Genomic DNA, 23,029 nt, shown 5'->3' on the forward strand with positions numbered 1-23,029 from the left:
CGACCATTAACGCATGGTCTCTATACCGAATTGCGATAGTTATGCTGCACTTGCGACGTCTGACCTATTTCCTGGCGGTCATCGATCATGGCACCCTCATGGCAGCTGCAGATGCGCTGCATGTGGCGCAGCCAGCATTGAGTCGTCAGATTCGCACGCTTGAAGACGAGCTCGGACTCGTGCTCTTCAACCGCGAGCGTGGGCGGCTCCGGCCAACCCCGTCGGCACATCGCCTGGAGACAATCGCCCGCACCCTCCTCGACCAGGCAAGTCTTGCGGAACGCGCCACCAAAAGCCTTCGCGCAGGCCACCTGGAACAGCTCGTGTGCTCCAGCGCTCGCGCCACCGCAGACAGCTTGCTCGCACCGTTCATCGAGTCCCTCGAGCCAGATGACCCCATCTTCCTCTGTAGGGAGGTCGACCATGCGGAAGTCGAGAGCGCACTCTTCAAGGGCGCGGATCTGGCTGTTTCGCCCGCACCGCCCTCCGACCAGGTCGCATCGCTCCCCCTTGGCTCGTTCCCGGTGATCGCCGCTGCGCACCCAGATCACCCGATCGCCAAGGGAAACCCCGGCTCGATCCGCATCGCTGATCTCACCAAGGAACTCCTCATCTTGCCGCCGAGCACGAGCATGAGCAGACAAGAACTTGACCGGGCCTATCGCCGGGACGGTATCTCACTCGGCACCCACACCGTTGAAGCCTCAGACATGACCGCCCTGGCACTCGCCACCTCGGGGCGGGGCCTAGTGATCACCACCTCAGTGCTTGACGCTCCGCTCTGGGTTGCGCCGGTCACCACGGCCGATGGCGCCGAACTGCGCATCACCCTGTATGCGTGCTGGCAGCGCGAGCACTATGCGGCCGATCAGCTCGCGGGTCTCGCCACCCGGCTCGCGCACTTCATGCGAAACTACGTCCTCCCTTGGCATAACAAAAGCGCATAATCTGGCAACCTTTTTGGTCGTTGTTGTCATAGCTTTGTCCACCTAGGCTCCTGATCGTTGGCACGAATCTGTGACCACTGATCGACTGGAAGGACAAGGATGTCGACTCACGAGGGCCATGTTGGCCTGGCGATTGCTCGCTCACTCGAACTGCACGGAGTAGACCGGGTCTTTACCGTTCCCGGCGAAAGCTACCTCGCGGTACTCGACGGACTCCGCGACACCGGAATTCGCAACGTGGTCTGCCGCCAGGAGGGTGGCGCCGCATACATGGCCGACGCCTACGGCCGCGCAACGAGTTCCGTTGGCGTCGCAATGGTCACGCGTGGACCGGGCGCAGCGAATGCGTTTGTCGCCGTGCACACCGCGTGGCAGGATGCGTCTCCCCTCGTACTGTTCGTCGGCCTGGTTCCCGTACCTGACCGTGACCGCGAAGCGTTCCAGGAATTCGATCCGCGCGCCTGGTTTGGGAGCCAGGCCAAGCGCGTACTGATTCTCGATAACGCGGATCGCGCAAGCGAGGTCGTGGCAGAAGCGTTCCACGCGGCACGCAGCGGTCGACCCGGCCCGGTCATTGTCGGCCTGCCGGAGGACGTTGTCGCAAGCGGCTTCGCGGGCGAGCTCGTTGAACCGTACGCCACGGCAACCGGAGCAATCGCGCCCGAACACATCGCCGAGCTCCAGGCGAGCATCGCGGGCGCCGAGCGGCCGCTACTGTTCCTCGCAGGCGAAGGCTGGTCTGACGCGTCAGCGACCGCCGTACGCACCTTCGCCGAGCAGCACGAGCTGCCCGTCATCAACGACTGGCATGGCACCTGGCGCATCCCCACCACCTCGCCGGCGTGCATCGGCCAGAGCGCATTCGGCACCGCTCCCCACGCGACCAAGGCGCTCGAAGAGGCAGACCTCATCGTGTGCCTCGGCGGCACGCTCACTGATACGCCGACCGACTCGTTCCGCATCACCCGCGCGGCTGGCTCACAGACGATCATCGTGAGCGGTGACGCAGCGCTGCGCGGTCACATGGGACGTGTCAACCGCCACTACCTCGCAACCCCAGAGGTCGTACCCGCGGCGCTTGCAGGTATCTCGGCGCTCGGCGTCCCCGCGTCGCAGTCGCGCACGGCTTGGTCCACTTCGCTCCGCACCGCCTACCTCGCAAGCCGCGAAGTTCAGGCCCCTGCTGCACCCGCTGGCTACGCAAGCATGACCCGCGTGATCTCACAGGTCGCTGCGCAGTTCGCCGACCCCATCGTGACCATGGGCGCTGGCAACCACGGCGCATGGGGTGCACTCGTGCATACGACGAGCCCACAGTCGGAGCTCGGCCCCCGCAATGGCTCCATGGGCTACTCGATTCCCGCGGCAACCGCGGCGGCCCTCGCCCGACCGAACCGCAACGTGCTCGCGCTCGCGGGTGACGGGGAGTTCCTCATGAACGGCCAGGAGCTTGCTACCGCGGTCCAGGAGGGCGCCGCATTCCTCGCAGTCGTGATGGACAACCAACAGTTTGGTACGATCCGCGTGCATCAGGAACGCGAATATCCCGGCCGCGTCTCCGGTACGCAGGTGACGAGCCCCGACTTCGCTGGCCTCGCGGCGGCGTATGGCGCACACGCCGAAGACGTCGCGACTGACGACCAGATCGAGGGTGCGGTGACCCGCGCAATCGCCGCAGTGGCGGCTGGCCGTGTGGCATTGCTGCACGTACACGTCGACCCTGCGGTGCTGCTCCCCGAGTAAGCTGGCAGCTTCACTCGTCTGATACCGGAACGGCTCCCCACGGTCCGTCTAATTCTCACTTAACGCTCAATTATCAAACCAAATTCCTCGTTTCATAACCGCGCAGGTGAGGCGAGAGCTCTGGAAAAGCGTTGGATCATTACAGAACCACAGTTTCCGCCATAGCTATGGTCGTGCGATAAAAGACGACAGTGCACAACCTGCGTCGAAACACCGCTGGCGAGCGCATTTTACGTAGCGAGGCGGACTTCTTATACCGGTGTTTGCCTAAGCAAACACCGGTATAAGCCTAAATATCACCACTCTGCATATACATATGCTGCTATAGGCGTTGCTAGCCGCACGCTTTCAACAGCTAACAGCGTTTCCTCAAAACTGGACTTTCATCGTTTCGCGAGGTTTAGATGGAGATGGCCTTGCCACTCGTCCCTAGCCAACCTCTCCACATAGCCAAGACAACCTAATTCCGTATTCTCGGTTACGACTCGGAGCAGGTAGTTTCGAAGGCTGGGGCTGGGAAGCAGAGCCACCGCATATCTCAGAGAAACGTCGCCGTGCTTCTTAATGGTTGCGCGCTCACCGTTGATGGGGCTGCCTTACCAGCGTCACCCGCCAAACAAGGCATTCATATAGCTTTTAGACAAAACTCAGGTTCAGAGAGTGCCGGCTCGACAGCAGAGAGCATGTCCTCTGAGTATCCAGCTCCATCACTAGAGCCAGACCCAGAGTGCGAGTTGGCTTTTCCTCGATGACGTTCAGCATCAGCGAAATCTACACAGGAACGTTGTGCCGTGACTTGTTCTCGATATACGCGATTCTATCGGTAGCAATAAGACTTAGCCCTATACATGACTGAATTTAGCCCCCAGCAGCCTTCTTTACACTCAGAGAGTCTGAGGATAAATAGAAGTACCCCAGAAGTCTGAGCGAAATACCAATGGCAGCTCTTACAGGATCCCCCTGGGTGACATTCACGGGAAACTTTCAAAAAGTTAGCTCAAGACAAATTCGCAAAGACCTGCTCATGCCATTTTGAATTCTCCACAGACATGCCCTAGGGATTCCAAAGGCAAATTCGTGTGCTAAAGATGCTCAACGCCAGAAGCCGATTGGGAAGCCACGCACCAGAGCATGTCAGCAATTGATCTAGGTTCGAAAATCGATCTCGGGATTCGAAATCGTCGAACATCAATACCCACATTGGAGATGGTTTACGTCTCTCCACACAGTTAAAGATTGTCAAGCACAGCGGTTTCGCGCACGCTGTTCTCAAGCCCTTCAAAGCTTACACTGACGTACTCGATACCCAGTGAAGACTCGTAGTTCTCCCCTGAGAGGTAAAGGAAAACGCGGGTATCTCCAGTTTCCCATCGAGCATATAAAGACAAGTGTCCCGACGCAACCGCGAGCCCCCATTCATTTGGATTATCCTGCCAAAGAGTGTTGCTCCAGAACTTCTCGTCTGAAACTGGATCCCCGTATTTCTTAACGAGCAGCGCTTTCAAAGCCGCATATTCGTCTAGGTATCGCCTCTCGTCCACCCAGTCCTCTGTGACCATGTACTTACCCCGGGTAAGAAGGTCATGGGTAAAGATGTACACTACATCGCAATTAAGAGTGCCGAGAGAAAAGTTGTTCCAGACCAGAATGCTATCGCCTACTTCTGGATTACCTGTCTCATTGCTTTTCACTGCCGCTGAATTACTTCCCCACGTCGATCCGCGAAAAGCGCCTTCACCTATGGGATCTGAGTTAGCCGCGATTCTCCACGTTCCATCGTCCTTAATTTCTAAAGCTTTTCCATCTTCTCGAAATGCACGCATTTCAAATTCTCCTGCCCGGATCATTTAATCTCATCAATGATTTTCAAGTTTTCGCCGTCTTCGGCAATGGTTCCAGCTGCGATTCCCCAGTTGATTGCGTCTTGCATTCTGCTCTCAAGAATCGATCCGTTTCGCGCCCAACCATAAAGGCGGACAACATGGGTAATCACGTCCAAACGGGCAGCACTACCCACGTCGCTCAATAGAAGCTCAATTGCGCGCGCAAACTCCCCGATCGGGACTTGTTCCGGTTTTCGTCGGTTATCTATTGGGCGAACTCTAATCTCCGTGCGATTTGGAGCATCGATAAAATCGCCATCCCGGTGAGCAGATGAATGTTCAATGGCCAAATCAATATTTTGTTTGATTCGAGCCGACACCCGTCCAATAAACCACCACTCGCGCACCCGCTCGTAAACAAGATCCATATGGACTGGACCTTCTTCACGCGCAAGATTAAATAGCAAATCCTTCATATAGATGTGGCTGCCTGGCTCACCGGCATCTACCCAACCAGGTAGATGCTGGGGAGTCGCGGGCTTGTAAGGCTCCGCCCAAACGTATTTCGTACCACCAGACACTGGAACTGTCTCAACTTCTGGCCGTGTGATCTCAGCGTGACCACGTCCGAAGGTAGCCGACTTCTCTGCAATCGCTTCTTCGATTGCGGTACGAAGCCTACGCTCTTCCGTCGCTCTGTCGCGGTACCAGGAGGTTCCCCAAATTCGATGGAGTGTCCAGCCGAGGCCTTCGAGAACCTGGTCACGAAGCCTATCTCGGTCTCGCGCCGCCGGCGACGAATGGTACTGGTATCCGTCGCACTCAACACCCAATGCAAAAACTCCGGTTTTGACGGGATGACGCACGGCCATGTCAATTCGGAAGCCTGCCGCACCTACCTGTGGCTCGACTCGATATCCCCACGACTCGATGACGCGGATTACGGATTCTTCAAATGGGGATTCAGGCATCAATCCTGTAGCCGAAGACTGTGTTCCAAGTATCGGAATGCCATGCTTTGCGTAGTCAAGGTAGGCTCGCAGTGCTTCAACATTCTCATTTTGCGAAGCCGGAATATCGTGGGCTTCCATAGAGGAAACCACCTCAATACGCTGCCGGGCTCTCGTGATGCCAACGTTCAGGCGACGCCATCCCTTTTCCTTGTTCAACACACCAAAGTTTGTAGATACTTTGCCTGCTTCATCGGGGCCATAGCCGATAGAAAAGATGATCACGTCTCGTTCATCGCCCTGCACTGATTCAAGCGACCGCACGAAGAAACCATTGAGCCGATCACTCTTGTCAAAGTAACCGTCCAGATCCCGGTTCAGTTCGCGTAGCTCATCAACAGCAGCCGAAACAGCTGTAGCCTGCGCAACTGAGAACGTTACAACCCCGAGAGAGGCTCCTGGTCGTGTTCGGTAGTGATGGATAACTCGCTCGGCTACAGCACGTGCTTCCTTCGGGTTGTCTGCACCCCCTCCTCTACGATACGTGCCATCTACTGGGAAGAACTCCACGCCCACATCCGGTCCATCTTCCTGAGCCGACGGATAGGTGATCAGTTTTCCTTCATAGAACCGGTAATTTGAGAACGCAATCAGTGCTTCGTGTCGTGATCGGTAGTGCCAGCGGAGTCCTATGTTTTGGAACGCACCTGCAGATTTTGCCAGCTCAAGAATGGACTGGAAATCTTCCACATCAGATTCAACATCAGAATCATCGTCTGATTCTGTGGCACGTTCGAAAAACTGGGTCGGAGGAAGCTGTTTATCATCGCCCGCCAGAATGAAAGCACGTCCCCTGTAGATGCAATTAATAGAGTCACCGGGAGTTACCTGTGACGCTTCATCAAAAATAACAACGTCGAACCGTATGTCTGACGGAAGATACTGGGATACAGCCAGTGGCGACATCATAAATACGGGCTTGATCGCTTGAACAGCTGTACGGGCTTGCGAGATGAGACTTCGAACAGCCATATGGCGTCGTTGCTTCATTCCTTCGCGTCTAATCAGCGCTGGTTCTCCCAATGCTGAGTTGGCAGGACGCCTGAGGTTTGCAGCACGAATGATGTCACCGGTGGCCGCTGAGATTACTTCGAGGTCAAGTGCTCTGAATTCCTCAACAAGCGCGCTCCGGTCAACGGATGTTAATGGATGAAGTCGACTGTCTTCCCGAATGTGCGCATCGGCCCAAGCGCGAAGAAGTGCTCGCTCCACCACCTTTGAAACGTCAGCCGCCGAAATACGTTGGTCGATACAGAAATTAACAGTGTCGTCGAGATCATACGCGCGAAGCTCTTCCCGGACACTCAAATAGTCGAACCACTCCTGTTGGCCAACAGGGTCCTCGCCAAAGTCCTCAATTAATCCAAATGCAGAATCAAACTCTGCGAATTCAGTAAGCAATTCATTCTGTCTTGTCGGGGCAAAAGCGTTCGCAACTGCATCACGTGCGTTCTCCCATTTCGCAATCGACTGAGGCAAAACGTCCACAGGCGTTGACGCGCGCAGAGATTCCAACTGCGATTCTGAAAGCATGCCCAATTTCGATTCATTGCGCACTTCATGAACCCAAGCAACTGCAGCGTCTAAATCTGCTGCATCCGTCGCCGTACCGCGGAAAAGTCCTCCGAACTGGCGCTCAAACCGCTCTCGCGACTCCTCCAAGCGCATCGCTGATTGCTGAGTATCCACAACGGCGTTTAAGATTTCAACGGCACCCAAAAGAGTGTGGTCTCTTTGAGACACGGTATTTGCAGATTCGACTAGCTCGATCGCTGCCTTGACAGGATTCTGATGCGCTTGGATCCAGCGAATCGACTGCTCAATTGGTCCAACAGAAAACTCAGGTCTTCCAGCTAGAGCGGGGGCCGACGCAAGTGTATTCCTCCAGGCGTCCATAGTGTTCCGCGCAGACTCTGCCATCTGCTGGTGGTTCTTATCCGGACTCTCACTGTTGAAATAGATCTGTGTTTGTAGCGGCACTTCACCGTTATACAGCCGAATGAGTTCATCAGCGATCGAAAAGGCTCGGTCTAGATTCTCCCAGTTGCTGCTTCGCCCTTGCCAATGGCTCCCGAGAAGCTGGCTATGCACAACCGCTACAGAGTTAAAAGTCTTGGTAGCATCTGACCAAGCAATTGCATCTGACAAGCGCGAAATGCCCGACTTCACTTGCGAAGCATCCGCTAGCAAAGAAGAAATGACGCTTTTGTCAGCTCGATATGTTCCAGAAAGTTTTCGAAGCCCTCTATGCAGATTTTTGAATCGGTCTTGTAGATCTTGCAACGGAGCCTCAAGTGCCTCCGGACGATACACGCTCAGAGCTTTTGCCTCGGCCGCTTCCAACGCCATCATTTTTAGGCGTACCTCAGCTGCAGACGTTCTTGCTGCTTGTAGCCCGGCAGGACTTAACCAGGAGGCTTCGATTCGGATCCCGCTTGCGCGAAGCTCGGCAATACGGAATAGCCGGTCGGCCTCCGTAAAAGTAGCAGGCTCGCCAAAACCTGCAAGGTCAGCAAGGCCTCTAATCGTCGTCAGAGCGCTTTGCAACTCTCGGTCATAATGATCTAGATACTCAGCAAGTGCACGAAGGTGCGAGATTCCCAAAGGTGATAGATCGACGGGATCCTTAGCTTGGATAGTGGGCAGTGTTATATGAGAGCTCGATGGGAAAGAAGTGTAAGCAACTCCGCTCAAAGCCTCTACTGCATCCGACTTAGTCTTGTAGGAGTCGAGAAGGCCCAAAAGCTCGTCGCGGTCCACTTCGAGTGAACTCAAATCAACGCGAGTCAGCCACTCAGGCTTGACGTGCTCGGGTTGCGACGTGTGCCAATTCGCAAGCAATCTTGCCAGAGAGCCAGCACCAGAAGGTTTGTCCAATTCGAACGATGTAAGAAGGTCAGAATTCAGATGCATCGTACCCTGAAGCTCGTTGAGTACACTCTTAGCGTTCCAAAGCCGAGTTTCTAATGAGGTGGGGTCAACCACATCTCGCCAGAGGTACGAGCCGCCTTGTGCGGCAGGCCTCCAAACCCGCTGCAACCGACGCAATGATTCATATATTTCTGCAAGCCCAGCCTGATCGAGTTCGAGTACTGAGCGATCAGGAACCGGAGCAGCGGGAACCTCAACCAAAGTTGATAACAGGCCAAGAACTTCATGCAGAGATGTTGAGAGTGGCTGTCGCAACTCGTTCATTGCAAATGCGTATTCAGTGAGCTTTCGTCGTCGCGCTTCAAGCGCAGCCCGCGAAGTGGCGTTCATGCCGTTCGGCGAGAGAACCTCATTATCGAGGGTCTTCACTAACTCTGCTGCGACTTCACGTCGATTGGTCTTGTGGGAGTGAAGCTCCAAGAGATAGCTGCCCAGTCCAGCCCCTTCAAGACGGTTACGAACGACGTCGAGCGCGGCAATTTTTTCGGACACGAAAAGCACTGTTTTTCCGGCATGCATCAGTGCACCGATCATGTTCGCGATAGTCTGCGATTTCCCGGTACCAGGCGGACCGTCCATGACAAAGCTGCGTCCTGCAACAGCTGCAGCGATCGCAGCACGCTGAGAAGAGTCAGCATCGAGCACTAGCGGAAGCTTATCCGCAGGCGCGATCTCATCGATTACAGAGGGGTCAATTGGTTCAAACTGAAATGAATCAGTCTGTGCTGTCGGGTCGCTACATGCTAGTGCCTGCACCACTGGGTGGCTAGAGATTGCGTCTTCGTTGTCCCGAAGGTCCTTGTACATCGCTTCTTTAGTGAACGAAAAGGTTGCAAGATGAACCTCAGGCCTAATTTCCCAGTCTTTGAAGTCAGGAGCTTGCGAAAGCACAGTCCGGAATTTCTCCAGAATCGCGGTGATGCTTAGGTCTTCGAAGTCTTCAAGATCCGGCCAGCTCACTCCAAATTCCGCGAGTCGTAGCGGAAGTGCAGAATTGAGGAGTGGGTCGTTTTCGCTAATTTGTAGCTTCGGCGTAGCACGTGGTCCCTCAGGAACCAACTCCACAGGCAATAAGTAAAGCGGGCTCGCCATGTCCCATCTATCAATATCTTTCCAACGAAGCATGCCGAATGCAACATAGAGTACGGACAAACCGCGATCCATGAATTCTTCATTTGCTTTCCGCATCAATGTGCGAGCGACAGGACCGACTTCCTTGTCTTGCCGGTTAACATAAAGAACCCCTGGACGGACTGGTGGTCGCAAGGAACGAGAATCACCCGACTCAGCTTCCTCGGTGAAGTTGCCAACGAGATCCAATGCGCGCCCCGTGTGGAGCAGCGAGAATACATCATCAGGTTCTGGAACGTCAAAGGTTAACGACGAAGACTTCGGTGGATTGAACCGAATAAGACGACTACGTCGATCGAGCCCTACAAGACCTTCACGCCAGGTTTTTAGCGCATTTGATGTAGCGTTGTTGCTCGTCACGTAATACCCTCTTTTTCTGCGTCACTGCGAGACCAGTCCATCGGTCACTAACGACATTCCCAATTGCAATAGTCTACTGGGGCCTTAGCGAAACCTTTGGTAGGCCCATGTGTTGCTGATGGGGTTAGGCAAATTCTTTCGATATCCTATTTCGAAGAACGAAAGGGTCGGTCATTGCAGTGCTGGTTCCACCTACCAGGCGCGATTCGACCAAGATCCGCTTCGCCGCCGACAGCTAGGCATCAAATTCGAAACCCGTCTACTCATAGACTAAGTTTAGGCAACAGCGGCCACACGCACAGCTTGTAACGCAGTTTTCTGCTCGCTTCTACAAGCACACAAAGCAGCTATTCTCTTAGCCAGGCGAGATGCCTCTAGAACAACTCCACGAGTTGAAGCCTGATCTGACAAAGACTTCCAATCACGACTTCGCGAATCCAGGTAGAAATAGCTCACATTAGATCACCGTTCGCGCAAGCTTTGCCGCGCAGAGAAACTGGCTTCCGAACTACGACGAGGCATAAAGGTCACAGAACCGCCCCAGGCGTCTGTCCAACATCAGCAAATACCGCGGCTCCCAATGAGTTGCACTTATGTGCACATACTGGGATGCCTCCTCGACAAGAGCACGCGGGCTACGGCTGCACTATTCAATACAACTTGCGGCGAACCGACGTTGTAGTGGGGGCAGGCGAGCGAGAGGCGCGTCGAGCGCCACTGTTCACTTAAAAGAGATCGAGGGGTTCCTGCGAGAAGACCCGTATCGGCCTCACGAAGCGGCCTGCTCCATAAGAAAGGAATCGTTAAAGATAGGAAAGACGAGGAAACTAGAAAACCCCCGGAACTTCAATGAAGTTCCGGGGGTTAGCAGTCGGGATGACAGGATTTGAACCTGCGACCCCGTCGTCCCGAACGACGTGCGCTACCAAGCTGCGCCACATCCCGATTTGCGTTTGCACGCAGGTTTTAGTTTAGTGGTCGACGCCCAAAACACGAAAACGAGGCCGCGTTTCATGCAAACCCGGGCGATCCGCGACGATCCGCCGCACTCGCCCACAAACGCACGGTGCCCGATCCCCCAAACGGGAGACCGGGCACCGTGCCAGCCGGCAGCTAGCCGGCCAAAGCGCTCAAGCGCAGAAGCGAATTACTTCTGGTTCTTGTTACGCGAAGCGGTACGTGCACGCATGGTCGAATCAAGTACGAGCTTGCGGATACGAACGTGCTCAGGGGTCACCTCGACGCACTCGTCCTCGCGAGCGAACTCAAGGCACTCCTCGAGGGTGAGGCGACGGGGAGGAGTCATCGACTCGAAGTTGTCAGCCGATGCCGAACGCATGTTCGTCAGCTTCTTCTCCTTGGTGATGTTCACGTCCATGTCTTCCGAACGCGAGTTCTCACCGATGACCATGCCTTCGTAGACTTCCTGCGTCGGCTCGACGAAGAACGACATACGCTCCTGGAGGTTGATCATCGAGAACGGGGTAACAACGCCCGCACGGTCAGCAACGATCGAGCCGTTGTGACGCGTAACGATCTGGCCAGCCCACTCTGCGTAACCGTGTGCAATTGCGTTCGCAATACCGGTGCCGCGGGTCTCGGTCATGAACTCCGAGCGGAAGCCGATGAGGCCACGCGACGGAACGATGAACTCCATACGGACCCAGCCGGTGCCGTTGTTCACCATGTTCTCCATGCGGCCCTTACGAGCAGCGAGGAGCTGGGTGATTGCACCGAGGTACTCCTCAGGAGTATCGATGGTGAGGTGCTCGTAAGGCTCGTGAGTCTTACCGTCGACCTGCTTGGTCACAACCTGGGGCTTGCCAACGGTGAGCTCGAAGCCCTCACGTCGCATGTTCTCAACGAGGATCGAGAGAGCGAGCTCGCCACGACCCTGTACTTCCCAAGCGTCGGGACGCTCGGTGTCGAGAACGCGAAGCGACACGTTACCGATGAGCTCGCGGTCAAGGCGATCCTTGATCATGCGAGCGGTGAGCTTGTGACCCTTGACCTTGCCAACGAGGGGCGAGGTGTTTGCACCGATGGTCATCGAGATCGCGGGCTCATCGACGGTGATGGTCGGGAGAGCGATCGGGTTGCTCGCGTCAGCGATGGTCTCACCAATGGTGATGTCCTCGATACCAGCGATTGCAACGATGTCACCGGGGCCTGCCTTCTCAGCAGGGTAACGGGTGAGCGCCTTGGTGAGCATGAGCTCGGTGATGCGCACGTTCTGAGTGGTGCCGTCGTGCTTGATCCAGACGACGTTCTCACCCTTGTGGATCTCGCCGTGGTGCACGCGAAGCAGTGCGATACGGCCGAGGAACGGCGACGAGTCAAGGTTGGTGACGTGTGCCTGAAGAACGTGCTCGTCATCGTAGGTGGGAGCAGGAACGCGCTCGAGGATGACCTGGAACAGGTCCTCAAGGTTTTCCTTGTCAGGCAGGGTGCCGTCTGCGGGACGGTTGTGCGAAGCAACGCCTGCACGGCCCGAGAGGTACACCGTGGGAACTTCGAGCACCGAGTCGATGTCAATGTCGGGGTGATCTTCTGCGAGGTCCGAAGCCAGGCCGAGGAGGAGGTCCTGAGCATCGCTCTCGACGCCCTCGATGCGAGCATCGCCACGGTCGGTCTTGTTGATCGCGAGGATCACCGGCAGGCGAGCCTCAAGTGCCTTACGCAGCACGAAGCGGGTCTGGGGCATGGGGCCCTCAGCCGAGTCAACGAGCAGTACAACGCCGTCAACCATCGAGAGTGCGCGCTCAACCTCGCCACCGAAGTCAGCGTGACCCGGGGTATCGATCACGTTAATCGTGACAGGGCCGTTGGTTGCGTGGTCGCCCTCGTAAGAAATCGCGGTGTTCTTCGCGAGGATCGTGATGCCCTTTTCGCGCTCGAGATCGTTCGAGTCCATGACGCGGTCGCCGACTTCTTCGTGCGCATCGAACGAGTTCGTCTGCGTCAGCATTGCGTTGACGAGGGTGGTCTTGCCGTGATCGACGTGTGCGACGATAGCGACATTGCGAAGGTCTTCGCGTGTTGCGAGAGCCATAAAGGTGGGATCCTAACGAGACATGCGGAGGGTCGGCGGCGGGTGCCTATGACCGTGCGAGGGATCGCAGCAGCCTGAAAGAAGCCGACGCACTATTCTACACAAGCATTTCTGAACTTTTCACGGAAAAGGCTTGTTCAATCTCAGTCTAGGCGACCCCGATCACAAAAGTGGCTGATGAGCGTATAACGCCCATCAGCCACTTTTGTATGAAACTCCGCTTAGTTGATGCCCAGCTCGATGCTTCGACCGGGGATCGCGTTCAGCAGGTTCTGCGTGTACGCGTGCTGCGGGTTATCAAAGACCTCAGAGGTCGTCGCCTGCTCGATGATCTGACCCTGCTGCATCACGCAGACACGATCAGCAATGAGGCGAACCACTGCAAGGTCATGAGTGATGAACAGGTAGGTCAGACCAAGATCACGCTGGAGTTCAGCGAGCAGCTCGAGGATCTGCGCCTGGACCAGCACGTCGAGCGCCGACACCGCCTCGTCGAGGACGAGAATCTCGGGCTTGAGCGCAAGACCACGGGCAACAGCTACGCGCTGACGCTGGCCACCAGAGAGTTCGTTCGGGTAACGCGTCGCGAGTTCACGCGGCAGTGCGACCTGATCGAGCAGCTCGTTCAGACGTTCCTTGCGGCTTGCAGCATCGCCAACACCGTGAATCTTGAGCGGCTCAAGAATCGTGTTGCCAATGTTGTGCAGCGGATCGAGCGAACCGTACGGGTCCTGGAAGACCGGCTGCAGGCGACGGCGCAGGTTGAACAGCTCACGACCGTGCAGGCCAGCCGTCGACTTGCCGTCGATCAGGATGTCACCGCTCGTCGGCTTCTCAAGCTGCAACACCATCTTGGCGATGGTCGACTTACCCGAACCCGACTCACCAACGAGTGCCATGGTCTCGCCACGGTTCACCACGAAGTTTGCGTTCTTCACAGCTGCGAGATCTTCGGTGCCGAAGTTCCCCTTACGGAGCTTGTAGATCTTCGTCAGATCACGAACCTCAATAACGGGCGTCTTCGAAACCTCAAGCTTCTCTGCACGAGCGGTTGCCATCGCTGCGAGGTCGAACGCGGCGTCACCGGATGCAACACCGGTGCCATCTGCCTCACCAATACGACGTGATGCGAGGCTCGGTGCTGCAGCGACGAGGCGCTTCGTGTAGGGGTGCTGCGGGCGCTGCAGAATCTCGCGGCTGGGGCCAGCCTCGACGATGTTGCCCTTGTACATCACGATGAGCTTCTCAGCTCGCTCAGCCGCAAGGCCAAGGTCGTGTGTAATGAAGACAACAGCGGTGCCCTGCTGCTGAGTCAGCGACTCAAGGTGATCAAGCACCACACGCTGGACGGTCACGTCGAGCGCCGAGGTCGGCTCATCAGCGATGAGCAGCTTCGGGCTTGCCGACATACCAATGCCGATCAGCGCACGCTGCTTCATGCCGCCAGAGAACTGGTGCGGGTACTGACGCATACGCTTGTCAGCATCCTTCAGGCCAGCCTGCTCGAGCACCTCGACTGCACGCTCGCGAATTGCCTTGCGGCCCTTCGCAACGCCATTTGCGCGGATCGCTTCCTCAACCTGGAAGCCAACCGACCATACAGGGTTCAGGTTCGACATGGGATCCTGCGGAACGTGACCGATCTCTCGGCCACGCAGCGACTCCATCTCACGACGGCTCAGACCAACGAGCTCGCGCCCGTTGAGCTTGATCGATCCGCCAGTGACGGCACCTGTGCCAGGAAGCAGGTCGATGACTGCGTGCATGGTCGTCGACTTGCCCGAACCGGACTCACCCACGATTGCAACGGTCTCGCCGGGGTACACGTCGAAATCAACGCCGTGCACGACCTCGGTCTGCTTCTTCTTTGCACCAAACGAGATACGCAGGTCGCGTACGCTCAGCAGCGGTTCCATCTGCGACTTGGTCCTTTCGTTCATCGACGAGCCCTCGCCTTCGGGTCAAGCGCGTCGCGGACGACCTCGCCCATCATCACGAAACCGAGCACGGTAATCGCGAGAGCGAGAGACGGCCACATGAGAATCTCAGGCGAGTTACGCAGATCGCGCTGCGCCGCACTGATGTCGTTGCCCCAGCTCATGAACTCTGCAGCTGGCAGACCCACGCCAAGGAACGAGAGCACAGCCTCAGCCACGATCGCCGCCGACAGCGACAGCGTCGTCACCACGATGAGCGGTGCGATCGCGTTGGGGAGGACGTGTGACATCAGGGTGCGGATCCGCGACAGGCCGATCGACTCTGACGCCATCACGAAGTCCGAGTTCTTCACACGAAGGATCTCGCCACGCAGAATACGAGCGGAGACCGGCCACGAGAAGCCACCGATCGCGAGCGCGATCACCCACACGTTGCGGTAGTCAGCGAAGACGGTCATCACGATGACTGCAGCGAGGATGTAGGGAATCGAGAAGAAGATGTCACCCAGACGCGACAGCACGGTGTCAACCCAGCCACCGAAGAAGCCGGCGAGTGCACCCATGAACGTGCCGATCACGAACGTGATGAGAATCACGATCAGACCGACGGATACCGAAGTACCTGCGCCCCAGACCACACGCGAGTAGATGTCGCAACCCTGGGCATCAAAGCCAAGCGGGTGTCCAGCGGCAGCGGGGTTCTTCGAGAACGCGAGATCACACGCGCGCGGATCGACGCTGGTGAACCAGGTCGGGAAGAGCGCAACGAGGGCCACGATAAGGATGACGACTGCCGAGATCCAGAACATCGGGCGGCCGCGCATATCGCGCCACGCGTCGAGCCACAGGTTTGATCGCTTGGCATCGATACGAACCGCATCGACGGCAGCAACCGGGGTGTCTTCGAACGGAGCGACGTAGTGCTCAGTATTAGGCTTCTGGGACTCAGGCATAACGGATCCTCGGATCAAGTACTGCGTACAGGAGGTCAACGAGCAGGTTTACACCGAGGTAGACAAGCACCATGACGGTCACAAACGACACCACGGTCGCGTTCTCGCCCTTGATGATTGCCTGGAACAGTGCGTTACCTACGCCAGGGACGTTGAAGATGCCCTCGGTGACCGTTGCGCCGACAATCAGGATGCCGAAGTCGGTAGCCGTGTTCGTGACGGTAGGAATCATCGAGTTACGGAGCACGTGTACGGGGATAACACGACCGCGGCTCAGGCCCTTCGAGTACGCGGTGCGCACGAAGTCCTGGTTCAGCGTGTCGATAACCGACGCACGCGTCAGTCGCATGCTCGTCGCGTACAAGCTGATGCCCAGAACGAGGCCAGGAAGCAAGAGGTCCTGCAATGGAGCGCCAGCACCGACCGTGGGGCTGAACCACCCAAGCTTCACACCGAAGAAGAACTGTGCACCGAAGGCGATCACGAAGATCGGCACGCTCATGAGGAGCAGGCCAATGATGAGGTTCACGTTGTCGAAGATGCCACCCTTACGCAGACCCGAGAACAGGCCTACTGCGATTGCGACGAAGAGCTCAACAACGATTGCGATGATCGCGAGCTTCACCGTAACGGGGAAGGTACGCGCAAGAACCTCAGAAATTGGCTGGCCCGAGAAGCTCATGCCAAAGTCACCGACGAGGACGCCCTTGAGGTACAGGAAGTACTGGACGATGAAGGGCTGATCTAGGTGGTACTGCTCTTTGAGCTGCGCGACCACTGCGGGGTTCGGCGTCTTGTCGCCAAACATTGCAAGGATCGGGTCGCCCGGCATAGCGAAGACCATGAAGTAGATCAGGAATGTGGTGCCCAGCAAGACTGGGATCACCTGAAGAAGCCGGAAAAGGATGTATCTCAGCATGAGCTACTCCTCTCCGGCATGACTGGAAAAGCCAAAATGCGCATCCTCTCAAGAATTTTGATGCGTAAGTTCAGTGTTACTACAGATTAATACCCTAATAAACCGAGAGTCGAGTTCGGCTGGGGCTGTTATCAGAGAGAGGCCCCGAATCCGAAGATTCGGGGCCTCTCCTGAACTCTTAGCTACTTCTTGGTGATTTCGTAGTAGAGGGGAACCGAGTTCCAGCCGAAGGCTACGTTGTCAACGTTCTCGCTGTAGCCGCCGTTCACGTTCTGGTACCAGAGCGGGATTGCGGGGAGATCCTGCAGGAGGATTTCCTGTGCCTGGTTGAACGCCTTGTTTGCGTCCTCAACCGTGTCAGCGGTCGAACCCTGCTTCAGCAGCGCGTCGAACTCGGGGTCCGAGAAGTCGCCGTCGTTTGCGCCAGCGTTAGTGCCGAAGATCGGGCCGAGGAAGTTGAACAGACCGGGGTAGTCAGCCTGCCAGCCGGTACGGAATGCCGCGCCGATGGTGCGGTTGGTGACCTCTTCACGGAGGACGTCGAACTTGGGGTAAACCTTGCCCGCTGCGTCGATACCGAGGTTGTTCTTGATGCCGTTGGTGACTGCGTCAACCCAAGCCTGGTGGTTTGCGTCACCGTTGTACGCAATCTCGAAGGTGCCGCTCCAAGGCGAGATCTTGTCGGCCTCAGCCCACAGCTTCTTTGCCTCTTCAGGGTTGAACTCGAGAACTTCCTTGCCCTTGAGCGAGTCGCTCCAGCCGTCGATGACGGGCGAAGTGAAGTCAACTGCGGGGGTACGGGTGCCGTCGAAGATCTTCTCGGTGATCTGATCGCGATCGATCGCCATCGAGAGCGCCTGGCGGCGGAGCTTGCCCTCTTCGCCCTCGAAGTGCGCGAGGGTTTCGGGGATGGTGACGGTCTGGTTGAGCGCAGCAGGCTGGCTCACAGCGCGGTCACCGAGGTCAGCCTCGTAGTTTGCGTACTGGGTATCGGGGATCTCATCGAGAACGTCGAGGTTACCAGCGAGCAGGTCAGCGTATGCTGCGTCGAGGGTCGAGTAGAACTTGATGGTCAGGCCGTTGTTCTGAACCTCGCGGGTGCCCGAGTAGTCCTCGTTCTTGACGAGCTCGATCTGCTCATCGTGAGCCCAAGCCTTGTCCGAAGCAAGCTTGTAGGGACCGTTGCCGATGGGAGCCTGGCCGAATGCCTCCATGTCCTCGAACGCAACGTCAGGAAGCGGCGAGAACGCGGTGTAGCCAAGGCGGATCGGGAAGTCAGCTGCGGGCTGGTTGAGGGTCACGGTGAAGGTGGTGTCGTCGACAACCTTCAGGCCCGAGAGCTCTGCAACGTTTTCGTCCCAGCTGAAGCCTTCGATGTCCTCGAAGAAGTAGCTGTTGAGCTGAGCGTTGTCGAGTGCAGCACCGTAGTTCCACGCCTTGACGAAGTTCTCAGCCTTGACCTGGGTGCCATCGCTGAACTTTGCGTCAGGCTTGATCTTGATGGTGAAGGTCTTCGAGTCAGTCGTCTCGATCGACTCAGCCATATCGTTCTCAACCGCACCGGTCTCGGTGTAGTGGATGAGGCCCGAGAAGATGTTATCGGCGATCTTACCGCCGCCAACCTCGTTGATGTTGGTCGGGATCAGTGCGTTCTGCGGCTCAGTACCGTTCGCAATGATGATGCCATCGCCAGCAGCTCCGCTGCCGCTGTTCGACGAGCAGCCCGACAGCGCAAGTGCGCCTGCTGCAGCCAGAGCAATAAAGCTCAGGCTAATTCGAGATCGCTTCACAGTCTTCTCTCTTTCTGTTTTGGGTGGCTATCTGGTGCGTGTGACGGGCAGATCGAGGTCGTCCAGGTTCTCCCCCACAGGCAAACCGCAGCAGTGCGGTCAATAGCCGTTGACTCCTTCATCGTATCGAATAGAAAAATTTCGACGACAAGTGATGTTCCAAGCGTGATCGAGTCGTGACAGAAACTGTCGTTTCCACGAATCTTCCTGCACATTTCTTCGTTTTTCATGCAGGGTTATACAAAATGTGAGGTGGATTTCGAATTTTCTTGGTTCTGTGAGTTTCGGGTTTGGCGGGCGAATGTTGACGGCCACCCACGTCTTTGTCGGCGACATCCCACCTGCTGAAACAACACAACGGCCGGACCCGCTTGGGTCCGGCCGTTGAGTTCTCGTACTGAGTGGTTATGCAGTCTTCATGCTGTCGGCAGCTGCCTGCATCAGACCCCATACGTTGTCGTAGAGCGCCTTTGCGTCGTCACAGGTTCCCTCGGGACGGAGCAGCTCGAACTTGCCATCGGCGAGGCGAGTGATGCCCCAGCCGGTGCGGAGCGCAGAGCAGCTCTCCGGGAACGATTCAACAAGGTCAGTACACATCACAAGGTTTTCACCTTCGATGTTGTAGCCGCACGATGAGCCGAGACGATCAGAAAGATCGAAGCTCGCGTTCCACTGGGGAACGGGAATCGGGTAGGTCGCGCCAACCTCGACGGTGGGCGCCTCATCAGTCTTCGGCTCTTCGACAACCTCTTCAGGCGTCTCTTCCTCAGTGACGTTCGTCTCGGGGGTCGGAGCTACGGGCTCGACCTTCTCAACGGGGGCGGGCGCTACCTCTTCGGCACCGCCGCGCAGGCCACCAATCAAGAAGGTCGCACCGATGATCGCAACGAGCGCGACCACTCCAACGACTACCCATGGCATGAACTTCGCACGCGCATCCTGCGGCTTTTCGTCAATGGTGGGGGTGCTGGCGCCAGCGCTCCCACCATTGCCACCGTTTCGTGCGTATGCCGGAGCGGGAGCAGCAGGTGCCGGCGCCGCCACACGAGGTGCAGCCGCGGGGCGCACCCGAGGCGCTGCCGCTGCGGGTGCTGCGGGAGCTGACGAACGAATCGGTGCGGTCGGTGCAGCAGCTGCCGCTGAAGTCGAGAGCGGCACAGTGGGCGCCGCAGGTGCCGGCGCAGCAGCTGTGCGAGCAGCCTGCGTCGGCAGCGGGGCTGTCGGAGCTGCAGCTGCAGCGGTGGGAGCTGCAGCTGGCGCAGTGCGCGCAATTGGCGTCGTCGGCGCAGCGGGCGCTGGGGTCGGCAATGCCGCAGTGGGCGCCTCGGTCTGGGCCTGGGCGATCAGTGCTGCAGCGCCGCGCTTCGAGCGTCGCTTCTGCTTCGGCTGTGCGTCTGCACGGGGAATATCTGGCTGCCGTTCGTGCGTGCGCACCGACTGTTCTTGCGAAAGTCGTTCGCGTGCAGAAACGGGCTGATTTGCCTGCGCGTCAGCCTCAGCGGCTTCATCCAACAGGCCAAACAGTTCTTCGAGCGGATCCTTACTCACACTTCAAGATTACTCATACTGCTGAACAAACGCTGACGGTCAGGCGGGTAAACGCTGGGATAGCTCCTCACGAATTCCCGGTTTTCTGGCGTTAAACCCAGTCACTCGAGCTTCGTGCTTTGCCATGATTCCTGAGTCACGCAGGGCGATCGTTCCGGGATCCTCCGCCGCAATTCCGGCACGCCAGCGCTCGCTAATGAGTTCCATGCGATCACTCACCGCGTCGAGCAAATTGAGCGGATCGATGCCCCCGTATGAGCGTGCAACGAGCTCGATTCGGCGTGCGACGTCTACAACCGGTGCTTCACGCATCAGCGGAATAGCACTCCAACAGAGGAACGCAACATCATCAATTGGCCGGCCAGGGGCCGCGCGGTCCCAATCGATCATTCCGCTGAACTCATCGCCGGTGACCACCCAGTTCGTCAGCCCTGGATCGTTGTGGCAGATAATTTCACCCGGTTCAAGCGCGCGCGTACCTGGACGCCAGACGTCGCTGGTCGGAGTGAAGTCAATAACGGCATCGTGAAAGGTACGAAGCCACGCAGCAGCCTCAGCAAGTACCTTGTCAGACACGGGCTGACCGTCAGGGTCGACCGAGTTGCCTGGCAGAAACTCAAGCACCTCACGTCCGTCAGCATCAATACCAAAGAGCTGCGGAACACCGACAACATTGCGCGCATGGAGATGGCGGAGGAGTTCGTGCACCGCAGGAGTCCATGCCCCGGTTGGCCGATGCACGCGCACCTCGCCAGATGCGGTCACGATCTTCCATACTCCGCCAGAACCGCCTGGCAGGTGCACGCCGACCGCGGCATCGTTCGCCATGTCAGGTTCGTTCATAGGAGAGGTGTTCATGCAAGATACTCACGCTGGTCGGGGTCTGGCAATCGGATCGGGGTGGTCTCCGTCGGCACACCGTGCAGCGTTGTATGCAGGCGTTCCATTCGTTCGTCGAGCTCAGATGCAGTGACTGCTGCGCTTCGCAACTCGTCGATCAGACCGTCTGGCACGTGGCGCTGATACTTGTAATAGATCTTGTGCTCAAGGCTCGCCCAGAAGTCCATCGCAATCGTGCGGAACTGCACCTCAACGGGAACATCAACGCGGCCGCTGGAGAGGAACACCGGCACCGAGATGATCGCGTGCAGGCTCTTATAGCCGTTTGGCTTCGGATCAACGATGTAGTCCTCAACCTCGAGCACCGTCACGTCGTCTTGCTGGGTCAGCAGATCAAACAGCTTGTACACGTCACGGCGGAACGCACAGGTCACTCGCACGCCTGCAATGTCACGAACCTCGCGACGAATGGTGTCAATATCGGGGCTGATACCGCGACGTTCGACCTTGGCGAGCAGGCTATCAATGCTCTTCACACGACTCGAGACGTGCTCGATCGGGTGGTACTCGTGCATGTGCAGAAACTCTTCGCGAAGAATGTCGAGCTTCGTTTCGACCTCTTGCAACGCAAAGCGGTACTCGAGGTGGAACTTTTGGAAACGGTCACCCAGACTCCGCAGCTCACTCGGCGAGATAGAAATCTCATCACCGACAAGATCGGTGGGGAGCGCAAGCGACTCACTGCCCGATGGAAGCGTGTGTTCGTTCATGAGGTCAGGCTACAACCGACCACTGACATCGCACCCGGAAGTTACGGTGAGTCAGCTGCGAGCGAAAATAATTACAGCAGGAAGCGAGTGAGCGATGCAATGACCGCGTCAGGCTGCTCCGAGTGCACCCAGTGGCCCGCATCACGTACGGTGACGCGAAGCACTCGTGGGAAAAGCTCACGCATTGCCGGCAGATCCTCGTCAGTGACGTAGCTCGACTTCTCACCGCGCATCCACAGCACCGGTCCGCGGAACTGGCGACCAGTCATGTCAGGGAAGTCCATGATCGTCGGCAGCTCATTGCTGAGCAACTCCAGGTTTGGCTGCCAAGCGAAACCGTCGTCGGTGCGCTTCAGGTTCTGGAGCAGGAAGGATCGCACCGATGCCGACTCAATCGATTCCTCAAGCATCTTTTCTGCGTGACGACGATCGGGAAGCGTTGCCAGGTCGATTTTCAGGAGCGAATCGAAGAGGTGACGGAAGTTGCCGCGATCCGCGCCCCTGCCGACGGGCGAAATGTCAATGATCACGAGGCGACGGATGAGCCCCGGATGACGAAGCGCGAGCACCATCGCAACCTTGCCGCCCATGGAATGGCCGATAAGGTCAACGGGACCTTCACCTGGGAAGTTCTCGAGAATGTGGGCAGCGACAAGATCGGCCATTTCTTCGAATACAAAGTGTTCGGTCCAGCCAGAAGCGCCGTGGTTCGGGAGATCAATGAGCAGGCTGTCAGCATTCGGCGCGAGCGCCTGAGCTACCTTCGTGAAGTTCTTGCCGCGGCCAAAGAGCCCGTGCAGAAAAACGATTCGGTGGCGCGGCCCACCCGACGCGTCAGTGGCGGTAGCAGAGTCCTGATCGCCAGAGATGAGGGTGGAACGAATGGGGCTTGAGAGCTTCTCGATCACCGTTCCACGCTACCCGGTGATCCTGAAAAGTAGTAAATGGACGAGGTATCGTTTCTTCAACGATCAAAAAATTCGGCGACCCGTGGCGCGAATCAGGCAACAGCGGGCGAAGGTGAACCCTGCGGATAACTGCCATCTGCGCGCTCAAAACTGGCGTCAGATCGCGTCACGCAGAATGCGCCACACAGGACTCACCTTCGCAATGGACCGCGGCTCCCCAGCCGTGATCCGGAGCCGCAACGGCCCCACCCAACCCACTATCTTAGGTACAGATTCTGGGAAAGCACGGGAGGCTGGAGCATGTGTCACGGCCTCCCGTGTTTTTCCATGCGCGCACATCAATCTGGCGCGCTAGACCGCATTCCGG

The 23,029-nt window shown here is 57.3% G+C and carries 13 protein-coding genes and 1 tRNA gene; 2 read left to right on the plus strand and 12 right to left on the minus strand.

Annotation, left to right across the window (positions count from 1 at the left end; all coding sequences use genetic code 11):
* Positions 1 to 41 precede the first annotated feature (41 nt).
* Entirely contained in the window at positions 42 to 947 is a 906-nt protein-coding gene (locus tag ICM05_RS01445) for a LysR family transcriptional regulator (RefSeq protein WP_188022773.1), read from the plus strand.
* Between the two features lie 99 nt (positions 948 to 1,046).
* Positions 1,047 to 2,690, plus strand: coding sequence for a thiamine pyrophosphate-dependent enzyme (locus ICM05_RS01450; RefSeq protein WP_188022774.1), 1,644 nt, complete (start codon positions 1,047 to 1,049; stop codon positions 2,688 to 2,690).
* Between the two features lie 1,229 nt (positions 2,691 to 3,919).
* On the opposite strand, the gene ICM05_RS01455 is transcribed toward ICM05_RS01450, so the two are convergent.
* The 12 genes from ICM05_RS01455 to ICM05_RS01510 all read right to left on the minus strand — a co-directional run bounded on the left by ICM05_RS01455 (position 3,920) and on the right by ICM05_RS01510 (position 22,662).
* Positions 3,920 to 4,537 (minus strand): hypothetical protein, encoded by a 618-nt coding sequence (locus ICM05_RS01455; RefSeq protein WP_188022775.1) that lies wholly within the window; start codon positions 4,535 to 4,537, stop codon positions 3,920 to 3,922.
* The gene (locus tag ICM05_RS01460) at positions 4,534 to 9,945 is read right to left on the minus strand and encodes a DUF4011 domain-containing protein (protein ID WP_188022776.1); all 5,412 of its coding nucleotides are present in this window, start codon (positions 9,943 to 9,945) and stop codon (positions 4,534 to 4,536) included. Before ICM05_RS01460 ends, ICM05_RS01455 begins: the two co-directional genes overlap by 4 nt.
* A gap of 871 nt (positions 9,946 to 10,816) precedes the next feature.
* A tRNA-Pro gene (locus ICM05_RS01465) sits at positions 10,817 to 10,890 on the minus strand.
* Positions 10,891 to 11,092: 202 nt separating this feature from the next.
* On the minus strand, positions 11,093 to 12,997 hold the full coding sequence (typA, locus tag ICM05_RS01470) for a translational GTPase TypA (RefSeq protein WP_188022777.1): 1,905 nt from the start codon (positions 12,995 to 12,997) through the stop codon (positions 11,093 to 11,095).
* 221 nt (positions 12,998 to 13,218) lie between these two features.
* Positions 13,219 to 14,937 carry an ABC transporter ATP-binding protein gene (locus ICM05_RS01475; protein ID WP_188022778.1) on the minus strand — a complete coding sequence of 573 codons (1,719 nt, stop codon included), beginning with the start codon at positions 14,935 to 14,937 and terminating at the stop codon, positions 13,219 to 13,221.
* Positions 14,934 to 15,887 carry an ABC transporter permease gene (locus ICM05_RS01480; RefSeq protein ID WP_188022779.1) on the minus strand — a complete coding sequence of 318 codons (954 nt, stop codon included), beginning with the start codon at positions 15,885 to 15,887 and terminating at the stop codon, positions 14,934 to 14,936. Before ICM05_RS01480 ends, ICM05_RS01475 begins: the two co-directional genes overlap by 4 nt.
* Positions 15,880 to 16,806 (minus strand): ABC transporter permease, encoded by a 927-nt coding sequence (locus tag ICM05_RS01485; RefSeq protein ID WP_188022780.1) that lies wholly within the window; start codon positions 16,804 to 16,806, stop codon positions 15,880 to 15,882. The genes ICM05_RS01480 and ICM05_RS01485 overlap by 8 nt, the downstream gene beginning before the upstream one ends.
* A 182-nt stretch (positions 16,807 to 16,988) precedes the next feature.
* Complete coding sequence (locus ICM05_RS01490; protein WP_188022781.1) at positions 16,989 to 18,596, minus strand: ABC transporter substrate-binding protein; 1,608 nt, start codon at positions 18,594 to 18,596, stop codon at positions 16,989 to 16,991.
* 405 nt (positions 18,597 to 19,001) lie between these two features.
* Positions 19,002 to 20,144, minus strand: a complete 1,143-nt coding sequence (locus ICM05_RS01495) for a hypothetical protein (RefSeq protein WP_188022782.1) — start codon at positions 20,142 to 20,144, stop codon at positions 19,002 to 19,004.
* A 39-nt stretch (positions 20,145 to 20,183) separates the two neighbouring features.
* Entirely contained in the window at positions 20,184 to 21,002 is an 819-nt protein-coding gene (locus tag ICM05_RS01500; RefSeq protein WP_251364427.1) for an aminoglycoside phosphotransferase family protein, read from the minus strand.
* Positions 20,999 to 21,754: a GTP pyrophosphokinase family protein gene (locus ICM05_RS01505; protein ID WP_188022783.1), complete on the minus strand. Its 756-nt coding sequence runs from the start codon at positions 21,752 to 21,754 to the stop codon at positions 20,999 to 21,001. The genes ICM05_RS01500 and ICM05_RS01505 overlap by 4 nt, the downstream gene beginning before the upstream one ends.
* Before the next feature lie 71 nt (positions 21,755 to 21,825).
* Positions 21,826 to 22,662, minus strand: a complete 837-nt coding sequence (locus tag ICM05_RS01510) for an alpha/beta fold hydrolase (RefSeq protein WP_353055781.1) — start codon at positions 22,660 to 22,662, stop codon at positions 21,826 to 21,828.
* Between the last annotated feature and the right edge of the window lie 367 nt (positions 22,663 to 23,029).

Origin of the sequence: Leucobacter sp. cx-42, assembly GCF_014529985.1 — a bacterium.
GTDB lineage: Bacteria > Actinomycetota > Actinomycetes > Actinomycetales > Microbacteriaceae > Leucobacter.